Raw genomic sequence first — 19,751 nt, 5'->3', positions numbered from 1 at the left:
GAGTATGCATATTGATATTGCCTTATTAGTTCGTGATGCACTGGTACATAGTGGGTGCGATAAAAATTTAATTTCTGATTTTGATGGACATTCCACGATTACATTAGAGTTTAGTAATTCATTAGATATCAATATAAGCATTGATGATAATTATGTATGGTTGTGGAGTCCTCTTTGCGAAGAGGAAAGTAATGTGATTTACCAATTAAGCGAAAAAATATTAAAAAAATTAATGGAAGAATGTCAGTTTACTGTGACAAAACAGTTACAATTAATTTCTCGTAATAGATATATTAATTTGGCTGGCGTTGTTTCACCAGCATATTTAGCCGATGGAGCAGGCTTTTCTGCGGCATTGGAAGAATTCTTCCATTTAATAAATAATTATTCAGAGATGCTGCATTAATGAATCAAATCACTTTAAGCCATAGAATATATAAGATTCAGTCTCTATTAGGAACAATGATTGAGGCCAATATTGCTGATTGTGAAATTGGTGAAATTTGCCATATTCATAAAAATTGGCGAGATACAAAAATTATTGCTAAGGCACAAGTTCTTGGTTTTCGAAAAGAGACTGTAATACTAGGGCTAATAGGTGAATCGATAGGGATCTCAAAAGAGAGTGTTATTATTCCGTTAAAACAACATTTTACCATAAAACTTTCATCAGATTTATTAGGTTGTGTCATTGATTCAATGGGACATATAGCTGAACGTTTTAAAGAAAACAGTGGGTTATTAACTAATGAAAAGCGTGGTATTAACCAAAGTCCACCAAATTATTTGCAGAGAAAACCAATACAGCATCCATTTGTAACTGGTATTAAAGCGATCGATGGGCTAATCACCTGTGGTATTGGTCAACGATTGGGTATTTTTGCTTCTGCTGGATGTGGAAAAACTTCACTAATACATATGATGATACAACATGCCAGTGCAGATATCTTTGTTATCGCATTAATAGGTGAGAGGGGGCGTGAGCTAACAGAATTTGTTGATACATTGAAACAAACGGGTCATATTGATAAATGTATTATTGTTTACGCCACTTCTGATTACTCTTCAATAGATCGGGTAAATGCTGCGCTGGTTGCCACAACAATTGCTGAATATTTTCGTGATGCTGGAAGTAACGTAGTGCTATTTTTAGATTCAATAACACGTTATTCGAGAGCATTACGTGACGTGGCATTAGCTGCGGGAGAACCTCCCGCAAGAAGAGGTTATCCTGCCTCTGTATTTGAAGCATTGCCAAAATTATTAGAGCGGCCAGGGCTTACACAAAAAGGGGGAATAACGGCGTTTTATACTATATTATTAGAAAGTGATGATGAGCCAGATCCGATTGCAGAAGAGATCCGTTCTATTCTTGATGGACATATTTATTTAAATCGTAAATTGGCAGAAAAAAGTCATTACCCTGCTATTAGTATTTTACAAAGTATAAGTCGGGTAGCTTCTCATATATGTGATCAGAAACATTTGAGTCATGCTGCACAAGTAAGAAAAATCTTAAGTAAAATTGAAGAATTGAAAATATTTATTGATTTAGGCGAATATAAAGAAGGTGAAAACCGTGAAAATGATGAGATGTTATATAAATATAACAAAATAAATAATTGGCTTATACAATCTCCTGATGAAAAAAAATCTTTTGCATTAATAAAACAGGAGATGTATGAAATTTTATCGTAATGTAAAAAAAAGGCATACTTTAAAATGCCAAAAAATAAATCAGAACGATATTTTACTGCAGAAATTAGAAAATAAGATAATGATAATAGAACAAGAGATCAATGAGATTAATAAAGAAATTTTGTTTATTAATACCTTATTGGCAGATATTAATAATATAGGGTTTTTATCAAGAGATGAGTTATTAGCAATAAAAAGAAAACAAGCGGTATTTAATCATCAATTAATAGATTTGAAATTGGAGAAAGCTAAAAAGGAAGCTGCTCATCAGGCTGTTATTTTAGAAAAAAAAGAAAAATTAAATATTAAACAAAAATTACATATGAAAAGTGAAAAGTATATTTTTTTATTGAAAAAAGAAATGGTTAAAATTATTCAAAGGAAATATCTTATTGAAGAAAACGAAATAGAGGAAGTTCTTTATGCCAAAAGTAAGTTTAATAAAAATTTATAATATACAATCAAAGCAAAACAGAACATGCTCATTAGATGATATTATTAAAGAAAATATAAAAAATAATAGATTATTATCTGAAATCGATTTATCAAAAACTAATGATATTGATTTATCAAATGATAATACTATATTTTATGATTGCAAAAATAAAGATGAAATTGATGAAGTTGATTATCTTACCAATATTGATGAAATTAGTTTTTTAATAAAAAATGAAGTAAAAGATAGTATAATAATAGATAATCAACTTTATAATATGTCTTTAAAGCTATCAGAAAGCAACATAAAAAATATTATAATAAATAATCACTCAGTCTTCAAAGATTTTGCCAATGGAGAAGAGATAAAGAATGATAAATTTAACAGTCATAAAAATTATCATTCCAGCAATAAAATATCTAGCCAAATACATGCTATAAAACATGAAGATAGCCTTGTAAAAAAAGAGAACATTATCAATGAATTAAGCATCAATAATACGATTGATGCAAACTATATAACGACTTTAATTGACACTGTGGATTTAGGATCTTGTGGGCAAAACAAAAAAAGTAGCGTGAATAATTTATTTGATTCTCCAGAAATGAATTTGATAGCAAGTTATGAAAAAATACCAATGACTGATAAAGATAGTTATGATTACCCTACTACATTTTTGTTATCCAAAAAAACATTTAATCAAAATATAGAGTTACCTTCATCAGAAGATCCACAAAAAAATAACAATATAAAAAATAGTTTTATTAGTTCTAATGAAAATAGAGAATTAAAATATTATTTCAGAAAATGGGGAAAAACACATTATGTAGATATAAGTATAAATAAGAATCTACAGCATTATCCATTATTTAGCTTTTGTCCATCAGATTCATTAGTTGATAATAGAATTCATAACTATTTAAATAGTAATAGCAATTGTGAAAAAAATTTTTTCATTATAAGAAAAGATGACAAAGATGAAGATAATAAAAAAAATAATAAATATCAAATGGTTATTGAGGATAAAGAATGTTAAAAAATTATTTGTCTACAAAAAGCCACAAGGAAATTAATTTCAAACAATTGTTAATTTCTTGGCAAAAAAAAGGAATTAGTCAAAAAAAATTTCCACTGCCAATTGGAGAATTCTTATTATCTTTTTTTACTGATAAAAATTGGAAAGGAATAATAGACTTAAGTGAATGGTTAGAATTAATAAAACCAGATTTAAACGGTTTATCTATGTATGCCTGGAAATTTGAAGAATTAGAAGCCCTTTTTTTAAATAGCTATACAATAAATGAACTTTTACCTTTTGAATTAGAATTTAATGCTATATATAGTAATGGGAAAGTTAATTGTAACGATAGCGATTATAAAAATATCATAGCTATGCTTAGGACAGATTATGGTAATATATGGATCCATGATATTGATAATGACTTAAATTATGTAAGTAAATTAGAGAAATATAAATGTGATCATATCCCAGTGGAATTAACTTTAAGAATGGGTTTTAGCAAGATCACAGTATTAACTTTAAATAAAGTCAATGTAGGTGATATTTTATTTGTAAATCAGCAAACGTACGATGTGGTTATTCAGAACAAAGTTATTGGTCGTTTTACTAACGATAATGGAGTTTATATGGTAAATACAAATTTTTATGATGAGAATATTGATGATGCAATCAGTGACGATAATATTCTAATTAATTCTAGCGATAAAATAAGATCTAAAGATGATATTCCTATCACTCTTGAATATATTTTACAAAAAAACAAAATTCCTTTATCGGAGTTAGAAAGTATTTTCCAAGGTAAAGTGTTACCATGTGATTTAGCAGCAGAAAATAATGTTAAAATTGTTGCTAATGGAGTTTTAATTGCAAAAGGTAATATAATTTGCATTGAAGATCGATTAGGCATAGAGATCACTCATTTATTTCATAACGAAAAATAACTAATTATTAATAAAGCGAGTATAAGTAGAAATTATGAATGATGATATTTCTCTGATTACCCTATTAGCGTTTTCAACCTTATTACCATTTCTTATTGCGACGGGAACATGCTATATAAAATTTTCTATTGTTTTTATTATGGCAAGGAATGCTTTAGGACTACAGCAAATTCCTTCTAATATGGTGTTAAATGGGATTGCATTAATGTTATCTTTTTTTGTATTACTGCCAATAGTGAAAACCAGTTATTAAGAATTTAATAAGGTCAATATAGATTATAAAGATATTGATTCTATTATTAATTCAGTAAATTCTGGGCTCAGTGGATATAAAAATTATCTAATAAAATATTCAGATGAAGATTTAGTCTCATTTTTTGATAAGTTACATCAAAACGCCAATGATGGAAATGATAATCACAATGAAAATGGTAATGATAGCTCTATTATTTCATTACTTCCAGCATATGCTTTAAGTGAAATAAAAAATGCCTTCACTATCGGTTTTTATTTATATTTACCTTTTGTTGTTATCGATTTACTTATTTCAAGTATTTTATTATCACTTGGAATGATGATGATGAGTCCGGTTACAATATCGGTTCCTATAAAATTAATTCTATTTATATGTTTAGATGGATGGAGTTTATTGTCAAAAGGTTTAATAACTCAGTATATTGAATTAGCAACAGGATAAGATATAAAATTTATGACTAATATTATTTTTGCGAGTAATAAAGCATTATATCTAATATTGATCTTTTCATTATTACCGGTCATAGTCGCAACAGTAATTGGTTTGGTTGTGGGACTTTTTCAGACGGTTACTCAACTACAAGAACAAACGTTGCCTTTTGGATTAAAGTTAATTGGGGTAATGGGATGTTTATATTTACTTTCAGGTTGGTATAGCGAAGTTCTTTTAAGTTATGCACAAGAAGTTATTAAATTAGCCTTATCGTGATGTAATATTATGCATATAGAACCTAATGCTTATTTTAATATTTATAATTTTTTATCTCATGTCGTTGTTATAGCATCCCGTATTTTTCCAATATTTTCTATTATTCCATTTTTATCTAACAATATTTTATCTCCCACAATAAAATTTCCTCTTGCGTTATTTATTGCTATCGGTATATGGCCTTATGATACCTATGATTTACCTCAACTAGAATCGGTGGGTTATTTAGTTATCTTGTTAAAAGAAATTATTATTGGGTTAATGATTGCTATTTTTATTTCTTTACCTTTTTTTGTGTTACAAATAACCGGAAATATTATTGATAATCAAAGAGGAGCGACATTAAGTAGTAGTATTGATCCTATCAATGGTGTAGATACATCGGAACTGGCTAATTTTTTTAATTTATTTGCGGTGACACTATTTTTAGCTAATGATGGAGTGATAACAATTTTGCAAATTTATCACCATAGTTATCGTTTGTGGCTACCTTTTGCAATGGAATTTCCATCAGTTACAAATATTTTAACTTTTATTTCTTATGCAATTTCAAAAGCAGTAATGTTAGCCAGTCCATTAATTATTATTTTTTTGGTCACAGAAGTTATGCTTGGACTCCTTGGTCGATATGCACCCCAATTAAATCCGTTTTCTATTGCTTTAACTGTTAAAAGTTTAATTTGTTTTACTATGTTGATGATTTATTTTTCTTCATCTTTTAGTGAAACGGTATTAATCATGCAGCAAATATCTTTTAAACTAATTCAAAACAGTATTTAATGGAATGCTATGTCAGCAAACAAAACAGAAAAACCAACGCCTAAGAAGTTAAAAGATGCAGCACAAAAAGGAAAAAGTTTTAAAAGTAAAGATTTGGTTATTAGCTGCCTTATTTTTTTAGGTTGTTTATATTTAATGAATTATATTAATTTTAAAACTATAATAGATATTTGGGCGAATACATTAAAAAATAATCATAGTATCAGACCATTAAACTATACTTTTATTCTTCTTTTTACAGCGTTAAAGATTTTTTTGCCCTTCCTTTTTTTATGTATATTAATTATTATGCTAACAACGATGGCGCAGACAGGATTTAAAATTGCAACTAAAGTACTTAAGTTAGATTTTAATAATTTAAATCCCATTAATGGGATTAAAAAGATATTTGGCATTAGAACTATAAAAGATTTTATTAAAACATTTTTATTCATTATAATATTTTTTATTGTTACATATATTTATTGGAATAATAATAAAAAAATTATTTTTTCTCAAATTTATTTAAATATTGAAAGCATTTTTATCGTTTGGAAAGAGTTAATTAGTGATTTTATTATTATTTTATTATCTTCATCTATTATTGTTTTAATTTTGGATTCAATTGCAGAATATTTTATTCACATTAAAGATTTAAAAATGGATAAAAATGAAGTTAAACGTGAATATAAAGAACAGGAAGGAAATCCTGAAATCAAATCAAAAAGGAAAGAATTGCATGTCGAGATTTTATCTGAACAAGTAAAAAGAGATATTAAGAGTTCCAAATTCATGCTCGCTAATCCAACACATATAATTATTGGTATCTATTTAAATCCGCAGATAGTTGCAATACCCATGGTTTCGGTACTTGAAACTAATCAACGTGCACTTGCTGCGCGAGCTTATGCTGAAAAAGAGGGCGTACCTGTGATAGAAAATATTGCATTAGCACGTCGAATATATAATACACATCAACTTTATTCTTTTATTAATTTAGAGGAAATTGGTGAAGTAATTAAAATTCTTAGTTGGTTACAAAAAGTAGAAAATGAGTGGGATAACTAAATTACATAAAGAATTACTATTTTTTAATGAGCGTTATTTATGTGAACATGATTTATTTATCTGTTTTAATTATGAAAATGAATGCTAATAGCAATTCAGGAGATTTACTATGCCCTGTAATAATGAAAATATATCTCTTACTCAGAATGAACAAGATAGTTTTGGTCTTGAAGAAACTATTCTGACAGTTATGAATACGGGTGCCACATTAAAAGATATCTATGAAATAGATGAAAATGTTTTAGAGAATATTTACGCCCATGCTTATGAATTTTATCAACAAGGTAGGCTTGATGAAGCCGAAAAGTTTTTTAAATTTCTATGTATGTATGATTTAAAAAATGCAGATTATTTCATTGGCTTAGGCGTTGTTTATCAGCTTAAAAAGGATTATGCCAAAGCTTGTGATATTTATGCTTTATCTTATGTGATGGCAAAAGATAATCATTGCCCTGTTTTTTATTCAGGCCAATGCCATTTACAAATGGGCGATATTGCTAAAGCTCTTTATTGTTTTGATTTAGTTTGTAATGAAAGCACGGATGCTAAATTAGTAAAAAAAGCTGAAGTTTATCGTAAGGTTATTAAAGAAACGAAATTATCAGAATCAGAAGTGAAAACAGAAAGTTCAACTTCGTAATAATATATATTTAATTAGGAGTTATTATATAGGAGAGATAGACACATTAAATATAAGGAAAAATTTTTCTAATAATTTTAATAATGAAAATATCAGTGATGATCATTTTAATGAAATTGCTAGCGTTATTAAAAATAAAATGACTATTTCTCCCAAAGAAAGAACTCAGTTAAGTAATAAAGCCAAATTAGAACTAATTCTAAAATCAGATCCTAATAATAAAGAAATTTGTAATAGTTCAATTGATATTCCTCAAATTAGAAAGCCAAATTCTTCACTACCAGGAAAAGGTAACTTATTATTTATTTTGGCTGAAATGCAAAAAATTACTGTCGATCTTCAAGGGGAAAATTTAAAACAGAGAATTGAACTGTTTAATGTTAAATTAAAGGCTAGGACTGAAAATGCTAATCAATTATCAAGCGAAATTGATCAATTGAATCATGAATATCAACAACAATTAGCGTATTTAAATAGCATGACGATGAAACTACAAGAAGCAAAATCTTGTAAACAAGCGCTTGAGAATGAACTTCATGCTAAAAAAAATGAACTGAATAATAAGCAGCTAGATTATAAAAATTTAACAGAAAATATAAAAGAAAATCTTACTGAAAATAGTTTGCTCTTAGAAAAAAAGTTAGCAGAGGAAATAAATACCCTTACAAATTTTATTCAGCAAAAAGAAAGTGAATTAATTGAATTAAATAACTTATTTGAGATGGGATCAAATGAGTGTGAAACTGCTATTAATAATGTAGCTCAATGTGCTGATTTACTTGATGATGCACTAAATAAATTGCGTGAATTTAAAGCATACGAGATAGAAAGCCATAAACCTATTGAACATCATATTGAAGAGGCTATGTCAAACACAGCTAAGTTGTTAGAAATTTTAACAACATTAATTATTATTATTGGCAATAGCGCCGTTGATAAATTACAGGATGATCTTGAAATCAATCGTAAACGAGCAACGGCGAATCAAAATGAACTAAAACGCAAAGCTGAAGAATATGAAGAACAGGTAAAAAAAGCCGAAGAAACGCAAAAAATAGCCAAATGTGTCGGACAAATTTTGGGTGGTTTGGTTATGGCTATTGGTGCAGTCGGTGCACTATTTGGCGGCGCTGGCATTGCTTTAATGGCGGTTGGCGTAGCGTTATTAGCAGCAGATTTTATTGCTGAAAAAGCGACAGGTCGATCATTAACCGATAGGATCATGAGTCCGTTAATGGAGCATGTTTTTATGCCATTAATGGAGATAATAGGTAAAGTTGTCGATGCGATATTCGAATATACGCCACTTGGTTATTTATTAAAAGAGATCGATAAGGCGGCTGGCACTGATTTATTGTCAATAGCAAAAGGCATTGCAACTGCGGCGGTCGCGGTTGCTGCAATGATTGCTTTAGCTTATGTGGCGAAATCTGCGGCAAAATTTCTCTTTGAAAAGATGTCGCAAACTTTTATCAACTCAATTATGCAAGTCGCTAAACAAGCAATTACTCAGGTAATAAAGAAAATTATTCCAAACGCAGTAAGGAATATGAGTAATCAAACATCTGCGCTAGTAAAAAAAATAATCAATGAAATTGCTAAAAAGTTAGAACAAGTTGCCAGTAAGATTTCAGCAATGATGGAAAAAGCAACTCACCACGTTAATAAGTCGGTATTTAAAAATATGAAGCTAAGTACACCGGAAGAAATTCATCGTTTGCTGAGAATTACCAGCAATAGATTAGCTATGGCTAATCAAGTAATCATGTTTAGCAATACCGCAACCCAAGGAGGATTGAGAATTAATGTTGCCAATGCTGAATTACAGAAAGCCAATATCAATGCTAATATGTTGTTAGAACGGTATGAAATTGACCGTTTAATGGATGATTCACAGCATTTATTTACAACTTATAAACATCTGCAAGAGGGCATCATGAAATTATTTTCTGATATTGCAGAGATAATTACTGCTCAAAATGATACTGGTAAACATATCAGTAAGTCTTTGCGTGCTTAAATTAACGAGGAAAATATGACAGCAATAAGTAATTCTGATAATAAAGCTATCTCATACCCAACTAATCCTAATATTGATGATCCAGAGATTATTTCTAATACGGAAAAACCTTCTTTAGCTGGATCTGCACCAACAGCAGCCGATATAAAAAATATAATAAATAATATAAATATAACAGGCGATGAATTGGTAAAACTTGTATTACGAAAACCTGTCAAGATTGGCGGAAAAGATTTAGCTAGTGATGTAAAAGAAGCTGTTGAAAGCTTACTCGCTAATGTTGAAAATAGAGCAGAATTATTTAACTTTTTGCTATCAGTTAAAGATAAAGAAGGGCTTATCAAAATTGATGATAACATAAATGATTGCAATCGTTTTGAGATCACCCAATTGGCTAATGGCTATACCGGTAACCAGGATAAATTAATTCAGGCAATGTTGATGGCGGCTTTAAGTCAGTTAGAGATGCGTCGTCAATTAGCTAATATGGAGGTTAAGATCGCCTATGATTCAATTAAATCAAGCGCTAATAATATGGTTGAAGCGGCTCAGGAAGGGAAAAAACAAGCAATAACAACGGCAATGGTTTCTATTGCCATGGCTGGTGCTGGAACTTTTGGGTCAATTAAGAGCTTAACTAAACAAAATTCGTCACTCAAACTTCATGATACTCAAGCCGTTAAATTAAATGCAGATGCAATAGAGCAACGAAATGCAGCCTACAATGCATCGCGTGCCGGTACGGATAATGAGACTGCATCAGTTTTTATGGCTCAATCACAGGAATCTCAAACTAAAGCACAGATGTTTCAGCTGACTGGGCGAGAAACGCAAAATGAGGCGCAGAAAAGTTTAGTGGCAGCAAATGCAGTAAATCAAAATTAGGCAGTGGTAGGCCAGATGGCTGGACAGCAGAATGCAACAGCGCAGGCAGAAAAATCGGCTGAATCGCAGGTTGATTTGGCAAAAGAACGTGCCTTTAGTGACATAGCGCAAATCTCTAAAAAAGCCCAAGAAGAATTTATCACATTGTTAAAACAAATTTTAGATATGTTCATGGAAGAATATCGACGTAGAGCTCAAACTTGTCGAGCTATTATTGGTTAATTTGTTAACGGTATTCGAGATAAAAAGTAAACTGCTAGACTAATACGACTAAAATTTAAGGCTGATATTAAGCGCCCTTATTGGAGTTTTTAGTCAAGATCCTTACAGGAATTGAGATGGAAATTTATAACCCTTTTATAAATCAGGCATTAATTTTTTATAAAAATGATGATAACGATGATAAGGCTGATAGTAATTCTTCCCAGGCAAGTCATAATAAAACGGTTATTGCTAATCAGGATGGTGAATTAAATAAACTAAAATATTTGCGTAACCGTAATGAAGATTTAGTTAGGAAAAATAAAAAGTTAATTCAGGCAATGAAAAATCCAGCGGGCAGTGAAAAATCAAATCAACAAGCAGCACAGATAAACAATAATGAACGTTTGTTGTCATCTGCAGACGCCCTACGAGGCGGACAACAGATAGAAAGTCAGGCAATAATACCGTTTTTGGATAGTCTTGATTATGAGGGGAAAAACAGTGAAGAGATTGCTACAAAAATAAGAATAATGCGTAGTGTAATAGATGAATATACAGAAGAAAATATACCTGGTGCAAAAAAATTATTATTTAATCGTGCTAATTTTTCTAAGGTTAAATCAAGCGTGGAAATAGCTAAAAGTTTATTTGAAAGTATTACTAATATTAATAAAGATTATTTGGAAGTTTTTCAACGTAGCGCTAAATCTTATGCGGATGCGCTAAGAGAACTTAATGAAATACTCGCCTCATTTAAAGATGCTATAAAAACCGATAAAGATACGATTGAGTTTAAATTTGATGAAACAAAAAAGATAATTGATAAGCTTACAGAACTGAAAAGTAAATATAGCCATAGAAGGCTGGTACCTGCTGAAGGTAGTCTAAAAAATCAAGATGAGGCGATTGCATGGGCTAAACAGCTGGGTTTGAATGCCAAGAAATCCATTAGTATTGAGAAGAATAATATCTATCTTAAAATGGATGTCAGCTTTATTGATGAAATCATCAACAATTTTCCAAAAGTTAGCGCGAAGAAAGGTGAAAAAAAATTTATATCGGATGCTACATTTAATTCAGCACGGTGGGCGGCATGGCAATCTGGTTTTGACCAATTTAAAACAGAAGCTCAAACCATTTCACAAACGGTAACGCAGAAATATTCAAATGCCAATGCTATTTACGATAATGTCATTAAAATATTGACTAATACAATTAGGGAGTTACAAGAATCAAATAAATCATTCCTTACTATTTAATAATTAGAGAGGAGTTATGCTTAAACCATCTTGTATTAATAAAGCTAGTTTAGTAGCAAATTTTAGTCAGCCAATAGATCAAACTAATTGTTCTGAAGACACATCAAATAGGTACGTAAGTAAAATCCAGAAAGTTAGCAATAGTAATAGTGATTCGATAGCTGGTATTTCTCATTCTAAACAATCTATTTCTGTTTTTAATGATAAATGTGATAGCAGTATTAATAAGAGTAATAATGTATTATTAAGTGAACGTATGTATAAAGCTAAGATCAAAATGCCTGATCAAAAAACAGCAATTGTGATGAGTTTTGATCGTCAATTAGATCTATTAGAAGGAAAAAGTCAATTAATCTTAAATCGTTTTTTGGAGATCTTTAAAAAACATTCTTTTAGCCAAATAAGCAAAAAACAAAAAGAACATCTTTATATTTTTATTGCATTAATAAATTTTATATTAACATCAAGTTTAGTTAAAAATAATAGAAAGAAAATATATGAAGAATTTAATGATTTTTTTAAAAAAATATTAGATTATAAATGTGATATTACAATATTAAATGGCACAACCACTAGCTGCGTAAAGGATGCGCTTAAATTTCAAAAAATGGCTAAGTATTTATTAACTAGATATAGTGAAACTATAAATACGGATGGATTATCATTTGCTCATTATATCAAAGAACTTGCATTAACAGAATTATATGCCCATTTTAAGCAGTATGGTATAGAACAAAGCTTAATTGATAGGGAAATAGAAAATGGACAGCTTTTTTCGGCAGGATTTAATATTTTTTATGATAAAAGAATGGCAACTCTCAATAATGAAGAAGATATTTTGATGCGCTTTAATAATATAGTTAATTGTGAATTTATTGCTTTTAACGCATTAAATTTTTCAAATAAATATGATATAGAACAACCTGGCTCTAGTGATATCACACAAAATCACAATAATGATAACTCTTGTGCCCAATCAATTGAAAATAATAAAGGTATTTTTCAACAATCATCAGTTGAAGCGAGTGCTCCGCTTGAAACATTGGCGACTAATTTTCAAAATGTTAAATATATTACGGGATGGAATCCAGAGTATCGATTAGAATTTCAACCAGAATATAATCCAAAGAATACTTAATTTGGTAATTGTTATTGCTAAATTATATAAAGAATAAATATTATATTAGTATAAATAGAGTTATAATTTAATATTATAAATAAAATATTTTATTTTACTTGTTAATTATAATTTAAAAAATATAATTTAATCAATAGTGCTTTGTTTTATAATATGTTATTATATTTTTTAATAAAATTTATTTTATTATCTATGGTTAGACAATATAATAAATGGATGCTTTAGATTATAAAATGATAAATAATATTATTGCAAGAAGTCTCAATTTATCCATTGAAGAAATTTCAGCAGAAATGCATTTAATATATGATTGTATGGCTGATTCTTTAATGCTAATAGATTTATTTATTGAGTTAGAAAATTATTATCAGATAAACTTCACCAGTAAAGATATTGAAAGTATAGAAACTGTTGGAGATATATATAATTTTTTAGGTTTATCTGAATTAGTTTTAAATAAAACATATTAATTACATTGGTAAATATTACATGGATTATTTTTTCATTTGTTAATTATCATTATAATTTGATGATTATCTGATTATGCTTTTTTTGGTAAAAAAACATATTGTAGACAAAAGTAATAATTAGATAAGTATTAACTGTATGGAGATGAATAAAGATAAGCAACTCGTTTTTAGGATCCTGAATGGAAAACTAGCTGGGTGTGAATTTTTGCTTGATAATCTTCATACTGTTTTTATGGTCACAAATGATAGCACAATTGAGACGATACATAAGGGAAACCTATATCCAAATAATCTTATTTACATTCCTTGTCTTGATCGTGAATATAGTTTTGAAATAATTATTGAAAATAATACATTAAGTGGTAATGGTAATATCATTGTTAGAGAAATCAGTGATGAAAATGTCGATAATGAACAAAGTATTACATTGAATGAAATATACTACATTAATGACCTTTCATTTGCGATTCGTAACATGGATGATAGCTTTAGTGAAAAGGTCTTACATTATCGTTACCCGATTATTGATATAACGGCAGATAGATTTTCTCCTGTCAAGAAAAATTATTTAGTCATTACATTATTTTTTTTACTGATATTATTAGTTATAGGTATCTGCGCTTATTTTTATTTTACTAGTGAACAAAGAAAAATATCTAAGCTTTCTGTTTTATTGCGTAATGATTTAGAACATTATCGAATAAGTTATGGTCAGGATAACATTATATATCTGTTAGCAAGTAAAGAACGCTATGTATATCATGCTAGAAAGTTATTGAATAATAGTGATGATGCTAGTCAAGTGAAAGTATTATCAAAAAAACAGCAACTTAGAGCTCTTGCTAGCTGGTTGAGAAAAAATTTTCCGCTAGTCTATTTTCATGCTATTGAGCTGGATAAAGCTGAGCAGCCAGTCATATCAGTTAGTAAAGAAAGAACAAGCTTAACGGATAAAGAAAAATCTTATCTGATCAAAAAGTTAAAAAAAGATTTTTTATTTGTAACTAATGTGGTTTTTAAGTCTATCAGTGATAAGTATATTGAAAATATTTCTGAACATGGAATTAAAAAACTAAAAATAAATTACAAAAAAATTGTCTCTAAAAATAGCATTACTTTTTTTATCTTAGATAATTTAAGTGATCAGGAAATACAGTCAATAAAGCTATTTATTAATAATTTTTATCAAAATTGGGGAAGAAATTATATTTATTTTACTATTGAGTTAAATAGTGACTGGCTACAAGATAAATCTTTTAGGTATGGTAGTAAAAATTATATACGTACTTCTCCATTTCACTATTATTTTAATAAAAATTAACAGGAGGTTTTATATGTCGGCATCAATTGGCAGTAGCAAAGTTAATGAGGCTAATACTGGTCAAAAACAAGAGAAATTTGATGCAACCCAGTCTGTTGGTGGTTATCTGGTTAAAACAGCGGCCAGCTTTGATAATGGTGTGAAAGAAATGAATATCGCTCTTGATGACACCTTAAAACAATTAACTAAGGATCCATCAAATCCAATGCTGTTAGCTAAATATCAATCTCTACTTTCTGAATATACCTTATATCGTAATCTCCAATCTAACGTGATAAAAGCGCTTAAAGATGTTGATAACAATATTATTTCTAATTTCCGTTAAACTTTTTAGAAAAATATTTTTTATTAAGAGTGATTTATGATAACAAAAATTATTAATTCCTTTGTTAGTAACCATGTTACTGATATTGTTAACTTACATCCTGGTTCGGTTGGCTTAGATAATTATTTAATTGCGCATTTTGCTAGGCTATCTTATACAACCAAAATGGAATATGAACAAATATTGAATATAGCAAATAACCCTGCCAATTATTCTGATCCAAAGTGTTTAAGTTATCTTCAACAAAGGACGACAGATTATAATTTACGCCTTTCTCTATTACAAACGCTCTCTCGCAAAGGAGTAACTGCTGTTGAAACATTATTGAAAACCTAGTATGAAAAAATTTTATCTCAACTTAATTTTGTTATTGGTGTTATTAACCGGTTGTAATGAACAGGAATTACTTAAAAATTTGGATCAAAACCAAGCCAATGAAGTGATAGCTTTATTACAACAGAATAATATTGATGCTTATAAAAAAGAGAGCGCAAAATCGGGTTATATTATTTATATTGAAAAAGAAGATTTTATTCCGGCGGTAGATTTGATTAATCGTTACGGTTTACCACGTAAACCCAGATTAGAAATTGCGCAAATGTTTCCGTCTAATAGCTTAGTATCATCACCGTTAGCTGAAAAAGCACGCCTCTATTCAGGAATTGAACAGAGATTGGCACAATCTTTACATTCTATTGAAGGCATCGTAACTGCTCATGTGCATATTAGCTATGAGTTAAATAGTGTTGAAAGCAAAAAAGAGCACAAATATCATGTCTCGGCATTAATTAAATATAATGATACGATTAAGGATGTAAACCTATTAATTAATGATATAAAAAGATTTTTAAAAAATAGTGTAAATGGCGTAAGTTATGATGATATTTCTGTAGTTACCACAGAAATGGAACAGATAAATCGATTAAAATTAATATCCCATCATCAGGGGACAACCTCTAGTTTTATATGGTTATTTTTTGCTAATATTTTTATTATCTTAATTATCTGTTTTCTATTTTTCTTGATAAATAAAAATAGAAAGATACCAGCATTACTTACTATGAATAATAATTCTATGACAAATTTTATTAAAGAAAAACTTATTCTAAAAGATAAAAGTAATAAATAAATGGTTATGATGTCTAGTGATAAAATTAATTTTTTCTTATATGATCCGATATCTTGGATGCATAGCGATCATTTTTCTATTCCTGCAATTTTTAATAATAAAGCTTGTAGGTCGATTTTTAATAGTGTAGTAATAAATTTTTATTCCCTGCCGATTGATAGTACTTTTAATTGCAATCATATTGAAAGATATATTATAAAAAATTGGAATATAATATTGCAAGTTTCCTTTATGTTAGCTTGTTTACGCTATCGTTCACTATGATTTCGCACTGGAAAAATAGTAAAATTAGATAAAAATATAAGAAATTTTTGTCAGTTAAATATTATTGATGATTTCGTGTTTATCGCAAAAAACAATTTTTCTGATATTGATTTATGGTTATTGGCCAGAAAAGAAATATATATATTTCAAGATTATTTGTCAGATACAGTAATGAAAAGATTGGCGATATTATTTCCTCGTATAGACAATGATGATTATAACTTTGCTAAATTAAATCCACAATTTAATTTATTAAAATTGGCTGTTCAATATGCAAAAAGATATCAATAGTCTCAATATAATAGATAATGTTTTATTAAAAAAAGAGATATTGACTGAACATAATAAAGCATTTTCAATTACTGAAAAGTCTAAAAATTATGCCGATACTATAGTCAAAAATGCAGTCAAAGAGTCGGATAGAATAAGCAAAGAAGCATTTTTAATTGGCTACAAAGCTGGGTTAAAGAGTATAATTGACAATATTATCTGTTATTTTAAAAATTCTGATGATATTTATCATGCAATTCAGCAAAAAGTACTAAATCAAGTTAATCAATGTTTAAATAAGATTATTGATGATGAAAAATTAGTTGCTTATTTTATCAATAGCTGTTTAGCTAGTTTTTCTAATAATTTAGAGAAAGATGAACTTATTATTATTCAGCCAGAATTATATAAAAAATTAGAATATAAAATTGTTAATTGTATTGAGTTTAAACAAGAAAATATTATTTTTGATTACCATGCTGAAAACTATTTTCTTATTAAATATAAAGATAATATGATAAGACTTGAACATAACTTGATATTAGAACATATAAATTTATCTATACAAGAAAAATATTTTTATAAAGAAATGATCCAAAATATTGTTCTTCTTATTAATAATCTTTCACCTTTAGGACAACAATATGAAAATTCCGATAATGAATAATATTATGTCACCTATTACAGAATCTTCTATTACAGAATCTTCTATTACCGAAAAAATTAAATCATTAGATGATAGACTGAAAGAAAATGAAATGATTGCAAATTATAATGATTCCTACTTAGTAAATAAAACAAGGGGCGTAGATCCTCTTTTTTATACTCAACTACGTGAACTATATGACAAAGCCAAAGAAAGTGAAGAGGAAGGATTATAAATGGTAAGTAAAACTATTTTTATTTATCTTGTTATATTTTTTTCTTGCATCATCAGTGGGTGCCATAATTTTCATGATCAGACTAATTTATCAATCAGCGGTTTAAATAATCATTTAGAATGTACAACGGTAAAAAATAATTTAAATAAATCTACACCGATTGTTTTATATAAGAGAATGGTGGATTGTATAAAATTACACCAATATGAAAAAGGTGTTTTTCTTTATTCATTAGCCGGAAGTTATACCTATTACGATGCAAATCGAATAAATACTTTTTATGCTAAAAAAGTTCATCATAATTTATTGATTAAGAATTTAGCCTTTTTAACTAAAGCCGAATCTAACTCTTTTTGGATTATTTTAAATAATTTTATGCAACAAGATAAACAGAAAAAGATGATCTGCAGTAAAATTGAGCAAGTTGGGGCTCCTGATTATCAACCCATCTATATGTTAAGAAATAAAATTAGAACAATCTCACGATATGATATTGATTATGTTTTATTTAAAAAAAGTTTAGATAACTATTTGAATTGTTGATGTCAATTGTTTTCAGCTATTTTTAATAAAAAATAAATTGTTTATCATAAGTTAGTCTTTTATTTTTTTTAAATGTTATATTTTAGTATTTATTAATTTTTTCATCATGATTATGATTAACATTTTAGTTAATATACCCTCATGCTAAATGTCTCATTTGATGGTGAATATTATGGATTGTATAAATTATAATATTGGACAAATGATAAGAAAAAAAAGACAAAAATTGCAAATTTCAGCAGCAGATCTGTCAGCTTTATTAGGTATTAGCCAACAACATCTTTCTCGCTATGAGAGAGGTGAAGTTAGGATTAATGTTGAATGGTTGATTAAAGTTTCAAGGGTACTAGATATCGCTATAGAAAGTTATTTTGTTAATTCGAGAATTAACTTTTGGGAGGATTATTATAGTATGGGTAATTGTTTAATGGTAACTAAAAATAAACGTTAGTATGTATTCATCTTGTTTTAAACTATCGATTAAAAATCAAGATAATATTGATATAAATAGAATCTTCTTCGTCCCTATGGAAAAATAAACTGCATTTTTATTTTTCTTTTTAATAACCAACACAGAGTTATTACCCCCATTTCTTTTATAGGAATTGGGGGTTTTTGTTGGTTTATTAGCTAAATATGTACTAGTGTGATTTTACTATGTTTAACTTAATCGAATTGAATAAATTATTTTTATTTTTTAGAGAAGTATTTAGCATAAAAAATAAATATTTTTTATGCTGTTATTTTTTTTATTACTAATTACTATTCTATTAATATAATTGTATTTTAGAATAATTTATTGTATAGACGAGAATATTTATGGAAATAACTTCTAGTCGTATTACAAATATAAATCCTATCAAATTAGACATGGACAATGAGAATAATAATAAGCTAAAAAAAGACAAATCAGTAAAACAAATATTAGATGAAAAAACGACAATGCTAATATCATCAGATAAAGGGACGGAAATCATTGATCATTTTGCAATGATGAATGCAATAAGTGATCAGCGCGCAGAAAATATTCGTAATACCTTTTTAAAGAAAACTATTTCAAGCGATATTCTTGTTGATATTCTCAATTTAATTAATGCTGCTGACAATAATATGAAACATCTAAATAACATAACTGGGTTGGATTATTATGTTACAGTAAAAGATAAAATTGCTACAAAAAAATTACAACTAGAAAATTGTCGACAGCAATTAACGATATTAAAAACAGATGAACAGAAATATAAAATAATACAAAATGAAATAATTGGAATTGAAAATGATATTGAAGTTTGTAGTAAGGTATTGTTGATAGCAGAAAAATCCACTCGTGTTCATCAACTAAGTACGCTGGGCTTTTCAATAAACACAATTCCTATTTTTAGATTTATTCAAGCGTTAAGCAATATAATTGAAAAAATTTTTATTATTCCCTTTCAGCTGATAGTAGTAAAGCATTTGTTTATGGATTAGATAATATCATTACTTTAATTGAACAAACTGATAAATATGTTTCTG

General features: G+C 28.3%; 25 protein-coding genes and 1 pseudogene. All 26 read left to right on the top strand.

Features of this window, described 5'->3' with window-relative positions:
* Positions 1-4: 4 nt before the first annotated feature.
* Positions 5-406, top strand: coding sequence for an SPI-1 type III secretion system chaperone SpaK (gene spaK, locus H1X92_RS13170; protein ID WP_180560571.1), 402 nt, complete (start codon positions 5-7; stop codon positions 404-406).
* Positions 406-1,698 (top strand): type III secretion system ATPase SctN, encoded by a 1,293-nt coding sequence (sctN, locus tag H1X92_RS13165; RefSeq protein WP_180560570.1) that lies wholly within the window; start codon positions 406-408, stop codon positions 1,696-1,698. Before spaK ends, sctN begins: the two co-directional genes overlap by 1 nt.
* A complete protein-coding gene (locus H1X92_RS13160) occupies positions 1,682-2,152 on the top strand; it encodes a hypothetical protein (RefSeq protein WP_180560569.1) in 471 nt (156 codons plus the stop codon). Before sctN ends, H1X92_RS13160 begins: the two co-directional genes overlap by 17 nt.
* The gene (locus H1X92_RS13155) at positions 2,121-3,170 is read left to right on the top strand and encodes a SpaN/EivJ family type III secretion system needle length determinant (protein ID WP_180560568.1); all 1,050 of its coding nucleotides are present in this window, start codon (positions 2,121-2,123) and stop codon (positions 3,168-3,170) included. The genes H1X92_RS13160 and H1X92_RS13155 overlap by 32 nt, the downstream gene beginning before the upstream one ends.
* On the top strand, positions 3,164-4,096 hold the full coding sequence (locus H1X92_RS13150) for a FliM/FliN family flagellar motor switch protein (RefSeq protein ID WP_180560567.1): 933 nt from the start codon (positions 3,164-3,166) through the stop codon (positions 4,094-4,096). The genes H1X92_RS13155 and H1X92_RS13150 overlap by 7 nt, the downstream gene beginning before the upstream one ends.
* A gap of 34 nt (positions 4,097-4,130) precedes the next feature.
* A pseudogene (locus tag H1X92_RS13145) lies at positions 4,131-4,793 on the top strand (EscR/YscR/HrcR family type III secretion system export apparatus protein).
* 12 nt (positions 4,794-4,805) lie between these two features.
* On the top strand, positions 4,806-5,060 hold the full coding sequence (locus H1X92_RS13140; protein WP_180560566.1) for an EscS/YscS/HrcS family type III secretion system export apparatus protein: 255 nt from the start codon (positions 4,806-4,808) through the stop codon (positions 5,058-5,060).
* A gap of 9 nt (positions 5,061-5,069) precedes the next feature.
* Positions 5,070-5,840, top strand: a complete 771-nt coding sequence (gene sctT, locus H1X92_RS13135; RefSeq protein ID WP_180560565.1) for a type III secretion system export apparatus subunit SctT — start codon at positions 5,070-5,072, stop codon at positions 5,838-5,840.
* A 9-nt stretch (positions 5,841-5,849) separates the two neighbouring features.
* Positions 5,850-6,887, top strand: a complete 1,038-nt coding sequence (locus H1X92_RS13130; RefSeq protein ID WP_180560564.1) for an EscU/YscU/HrcU family type III secretion system export apparatus switch protein — start codon at positions 5,850-5,852, stop codon at positions 6,885-6,887.
* A gap of 109 nt (positions 6,888-6,996) precedes the next feature.
* Positions 6,997-7,527: a SycD/LcrH family type III secretion system chaperone gene (locus H1X92_RS13125; RefSeq protein WP_225507018.1), complete on the top strand. Its 531-nt coding sequence runs from the start codon at positions 6,997-6,999 to the stop codon at positions 7,525-7,527.
* A 139-nt stretch (positions 7,528-7,666) separates the two neighbouring features.
* The gene (sctE, locus tag H1X92_RS13120) at positions 7,667-9,547 is read left to right on the top strand and encodes a type III secretion system translocon subunit SctE (RefSeq protein WP_180560563.1); all 1,881 of its coding nucleotides are present in this window, start codon (positions 7,667-7,669) and stop codon (positions 9,545-9,547) included.
* A gap of 15 nt (positions 9,548-9,562) precedes the next feature.
* Entirely contained in the window at positions 9,563-10,432 is an 870-nt protein-coding gene (locus H1X92_RS13115) for a hypothetical protein (protein ID WP_180560562.1), read from the top strand.
* Positions 10,433-10,447: 15 nt separating this feature from the next.
* Positions 10,448-10,654 (top strand): hypothetical protein, encoded by a 207-nt coding sequence (locus tag H1X92_RS13110; RefSeq protein ID WP_180560561.1) that lies wholly within the window; start codon positions 10,448-10,450, stop codon positions 10,652-10,654.
* 116 nt (positions 10,655-10,770) lie between these two features.
* The gene (locus H1X92_RS13105; protein WP_180560560.1) at positions 10,771-11,895 is read left to right on the top strand and encodes an IpaD/SipD/SspD family type III secretion system needle tip protein; all 1,125 of its coding nucleotides are present in this window, start codon (positions 10,771-10,773) and stop codon (positions 11,893-11,895) included.
* A gap of 16 nt (positions 11,896-11,911) precedes the next feature.
* Positions 11,912-13,033 (top strand): hypothetical protein, encoded by a 1,122-nt coding sequence (locus tag H1X92_RS13100; protein ID WP_180560559.1) that lies wholly within the window; start codon positions 11,912-11,914, stop codon positions 13,031-13,033.
* Positions 13,034-13,245: 212 nt separating this feature from the next.
* Positions 13,246-13,503, top strand: coding sequence for an acyl carrier protein (locus H1X92_RS13095; RefSeq protein WP_180560558.1), 258 nt, complete (start codon positions 13,246-13,248; stop codon positions 13,501-13,503).
* Between the two features lie 136 nt (positions 13,504-13,639).
* Positions 13,640-14,824 (top strand): PrgH/EprH family type III secretion apparatus protein, encoded by a 1,185-nt coding sequence (locus tag H1X92_RS13090; protein ID WP_180560557.1) that lies wholly within the window; start codon positions 13,640-13,642, stop codon positions 14,822-14,824.
* Between the two features lie 13 nt (positions 14,825-14,837).
* Positions 14,838-15,149, top strand: coding sequence for a type III secretion system needle filament subunit SctF (gene sctF / locus H1X92_RS13085; RefSeq protein WP_180560556.1), 312 nt, complete (start codon positions 14,838-14,840; stop codon positions 15,147-15,149).
* A gap of 36 nt (positions 15,150-15,185) precedes the next feature.
* On the top strand, positions 15,186-15,485 hold the full coding sequence (gene sctI, locus H1X92_RS13080; RefSeq protein WP_180560555.1) for a type III secretion system inner rod subunit SctI: 300 nt from the start codon (positions 15,186-15,188) through the stop codon (positions 15,483-15,485).
* A gap of 1 nt (position 15,486) precedes the next feature.
* A complete protein-coding gene (gene sctJ / locus H1X92_RS13075; protein WP_180560554.1) occupies positions 15,487-16,278 on the top strand; it encodes a type III secretion system inner membrane ring lipoprotein SctJ in 792 nt (263 codons plus the stop codon).
* Positions 16,279-16,542 carry a hypothetical protein gene (locus H1X92_RS16280; protein WP_180560553.1) on the top strand — a complete coding sequence of 88 codons (264 nt, stop codon included), beginning with the start codon at positions 16,279-16,281 and terminating at the stop codon, positions 16,540-16,542.
* Between the two features lie 271 nt (positions 16,543-16,813).
* Positions 16,814-17,479, top strand: coding sequence for a hypothetical protein (locus H1X92_RS13060; RefSeq protein ID WP_180560552.1), 666 nt, complete (start codon positions 16,814-16,816; stop codon positions 17,477-17,479).
* Positions 17,457-17,693 (top strand): hypothetical protein, encoded by a 237-nt coding sequence (locus H1X92_RS13055; RefSeq protein ID WP_180560551.1) that lies wholly within the window; start codon positions 17,457-17,459, stop codon positions 17,691-17,693. The genes H1X92_RS13060 and H1X92_RS13055 overlap by 23 nt, the downstream gene beginning before the upstream one ends.
* The gene (locus H1X92_RS13050) at positions 17,694-18,236 is read left to right on the top strand and encodes a hypothetical protein (RefSeq protein ID WP_180560550.1); all 543 of its coding nucleotides are present in this window, start codon (positions 17,694-17,696) and stop codon (positions 18,234-18,236) included.
* A gap of 172 nt (positions 18,237-18,408) precedes the next feature.
* Positions 18,409-18,687 (top strand): helix-turn-helix domain-containing protein, encoded by a 279-nt coding sequence (locus H1X92_RS13045; protein WP_051296968.1) that lies wholly within the window; start codon positions 18,409-18,411, stop codon positions 18,685-18,687.
* A 368-nt stretch (positions 18,688-19,055) separates the two neighbouring features.
* A complete protein-coding gene (locus H1X92_RS13040; RefSeq protein ID WP_180560549.1) occupies positions 19,056-19,706 on the top strand; it encodes a hypothetical protein in 651 nt (216 codons plus the stop codon).
* Positions 19,707-19,751 lie beyond the last annotated feature (45 nt).

Source organism: Arsenophonus endosymbiont of Apis mellifera, from assembly GCF_903968575.1.
In the GTDB taxonomy this organism is placed as follows: Bacteria; Pseudomonadota; Gammaproteobacteria; order Enterobacterales; family Enterobacteriaceae; genus Arsenophonus; species Arsenophonus apicola.
This window is presented reverse-complemented; position numbering and strand designations above follow the sequence as displayed.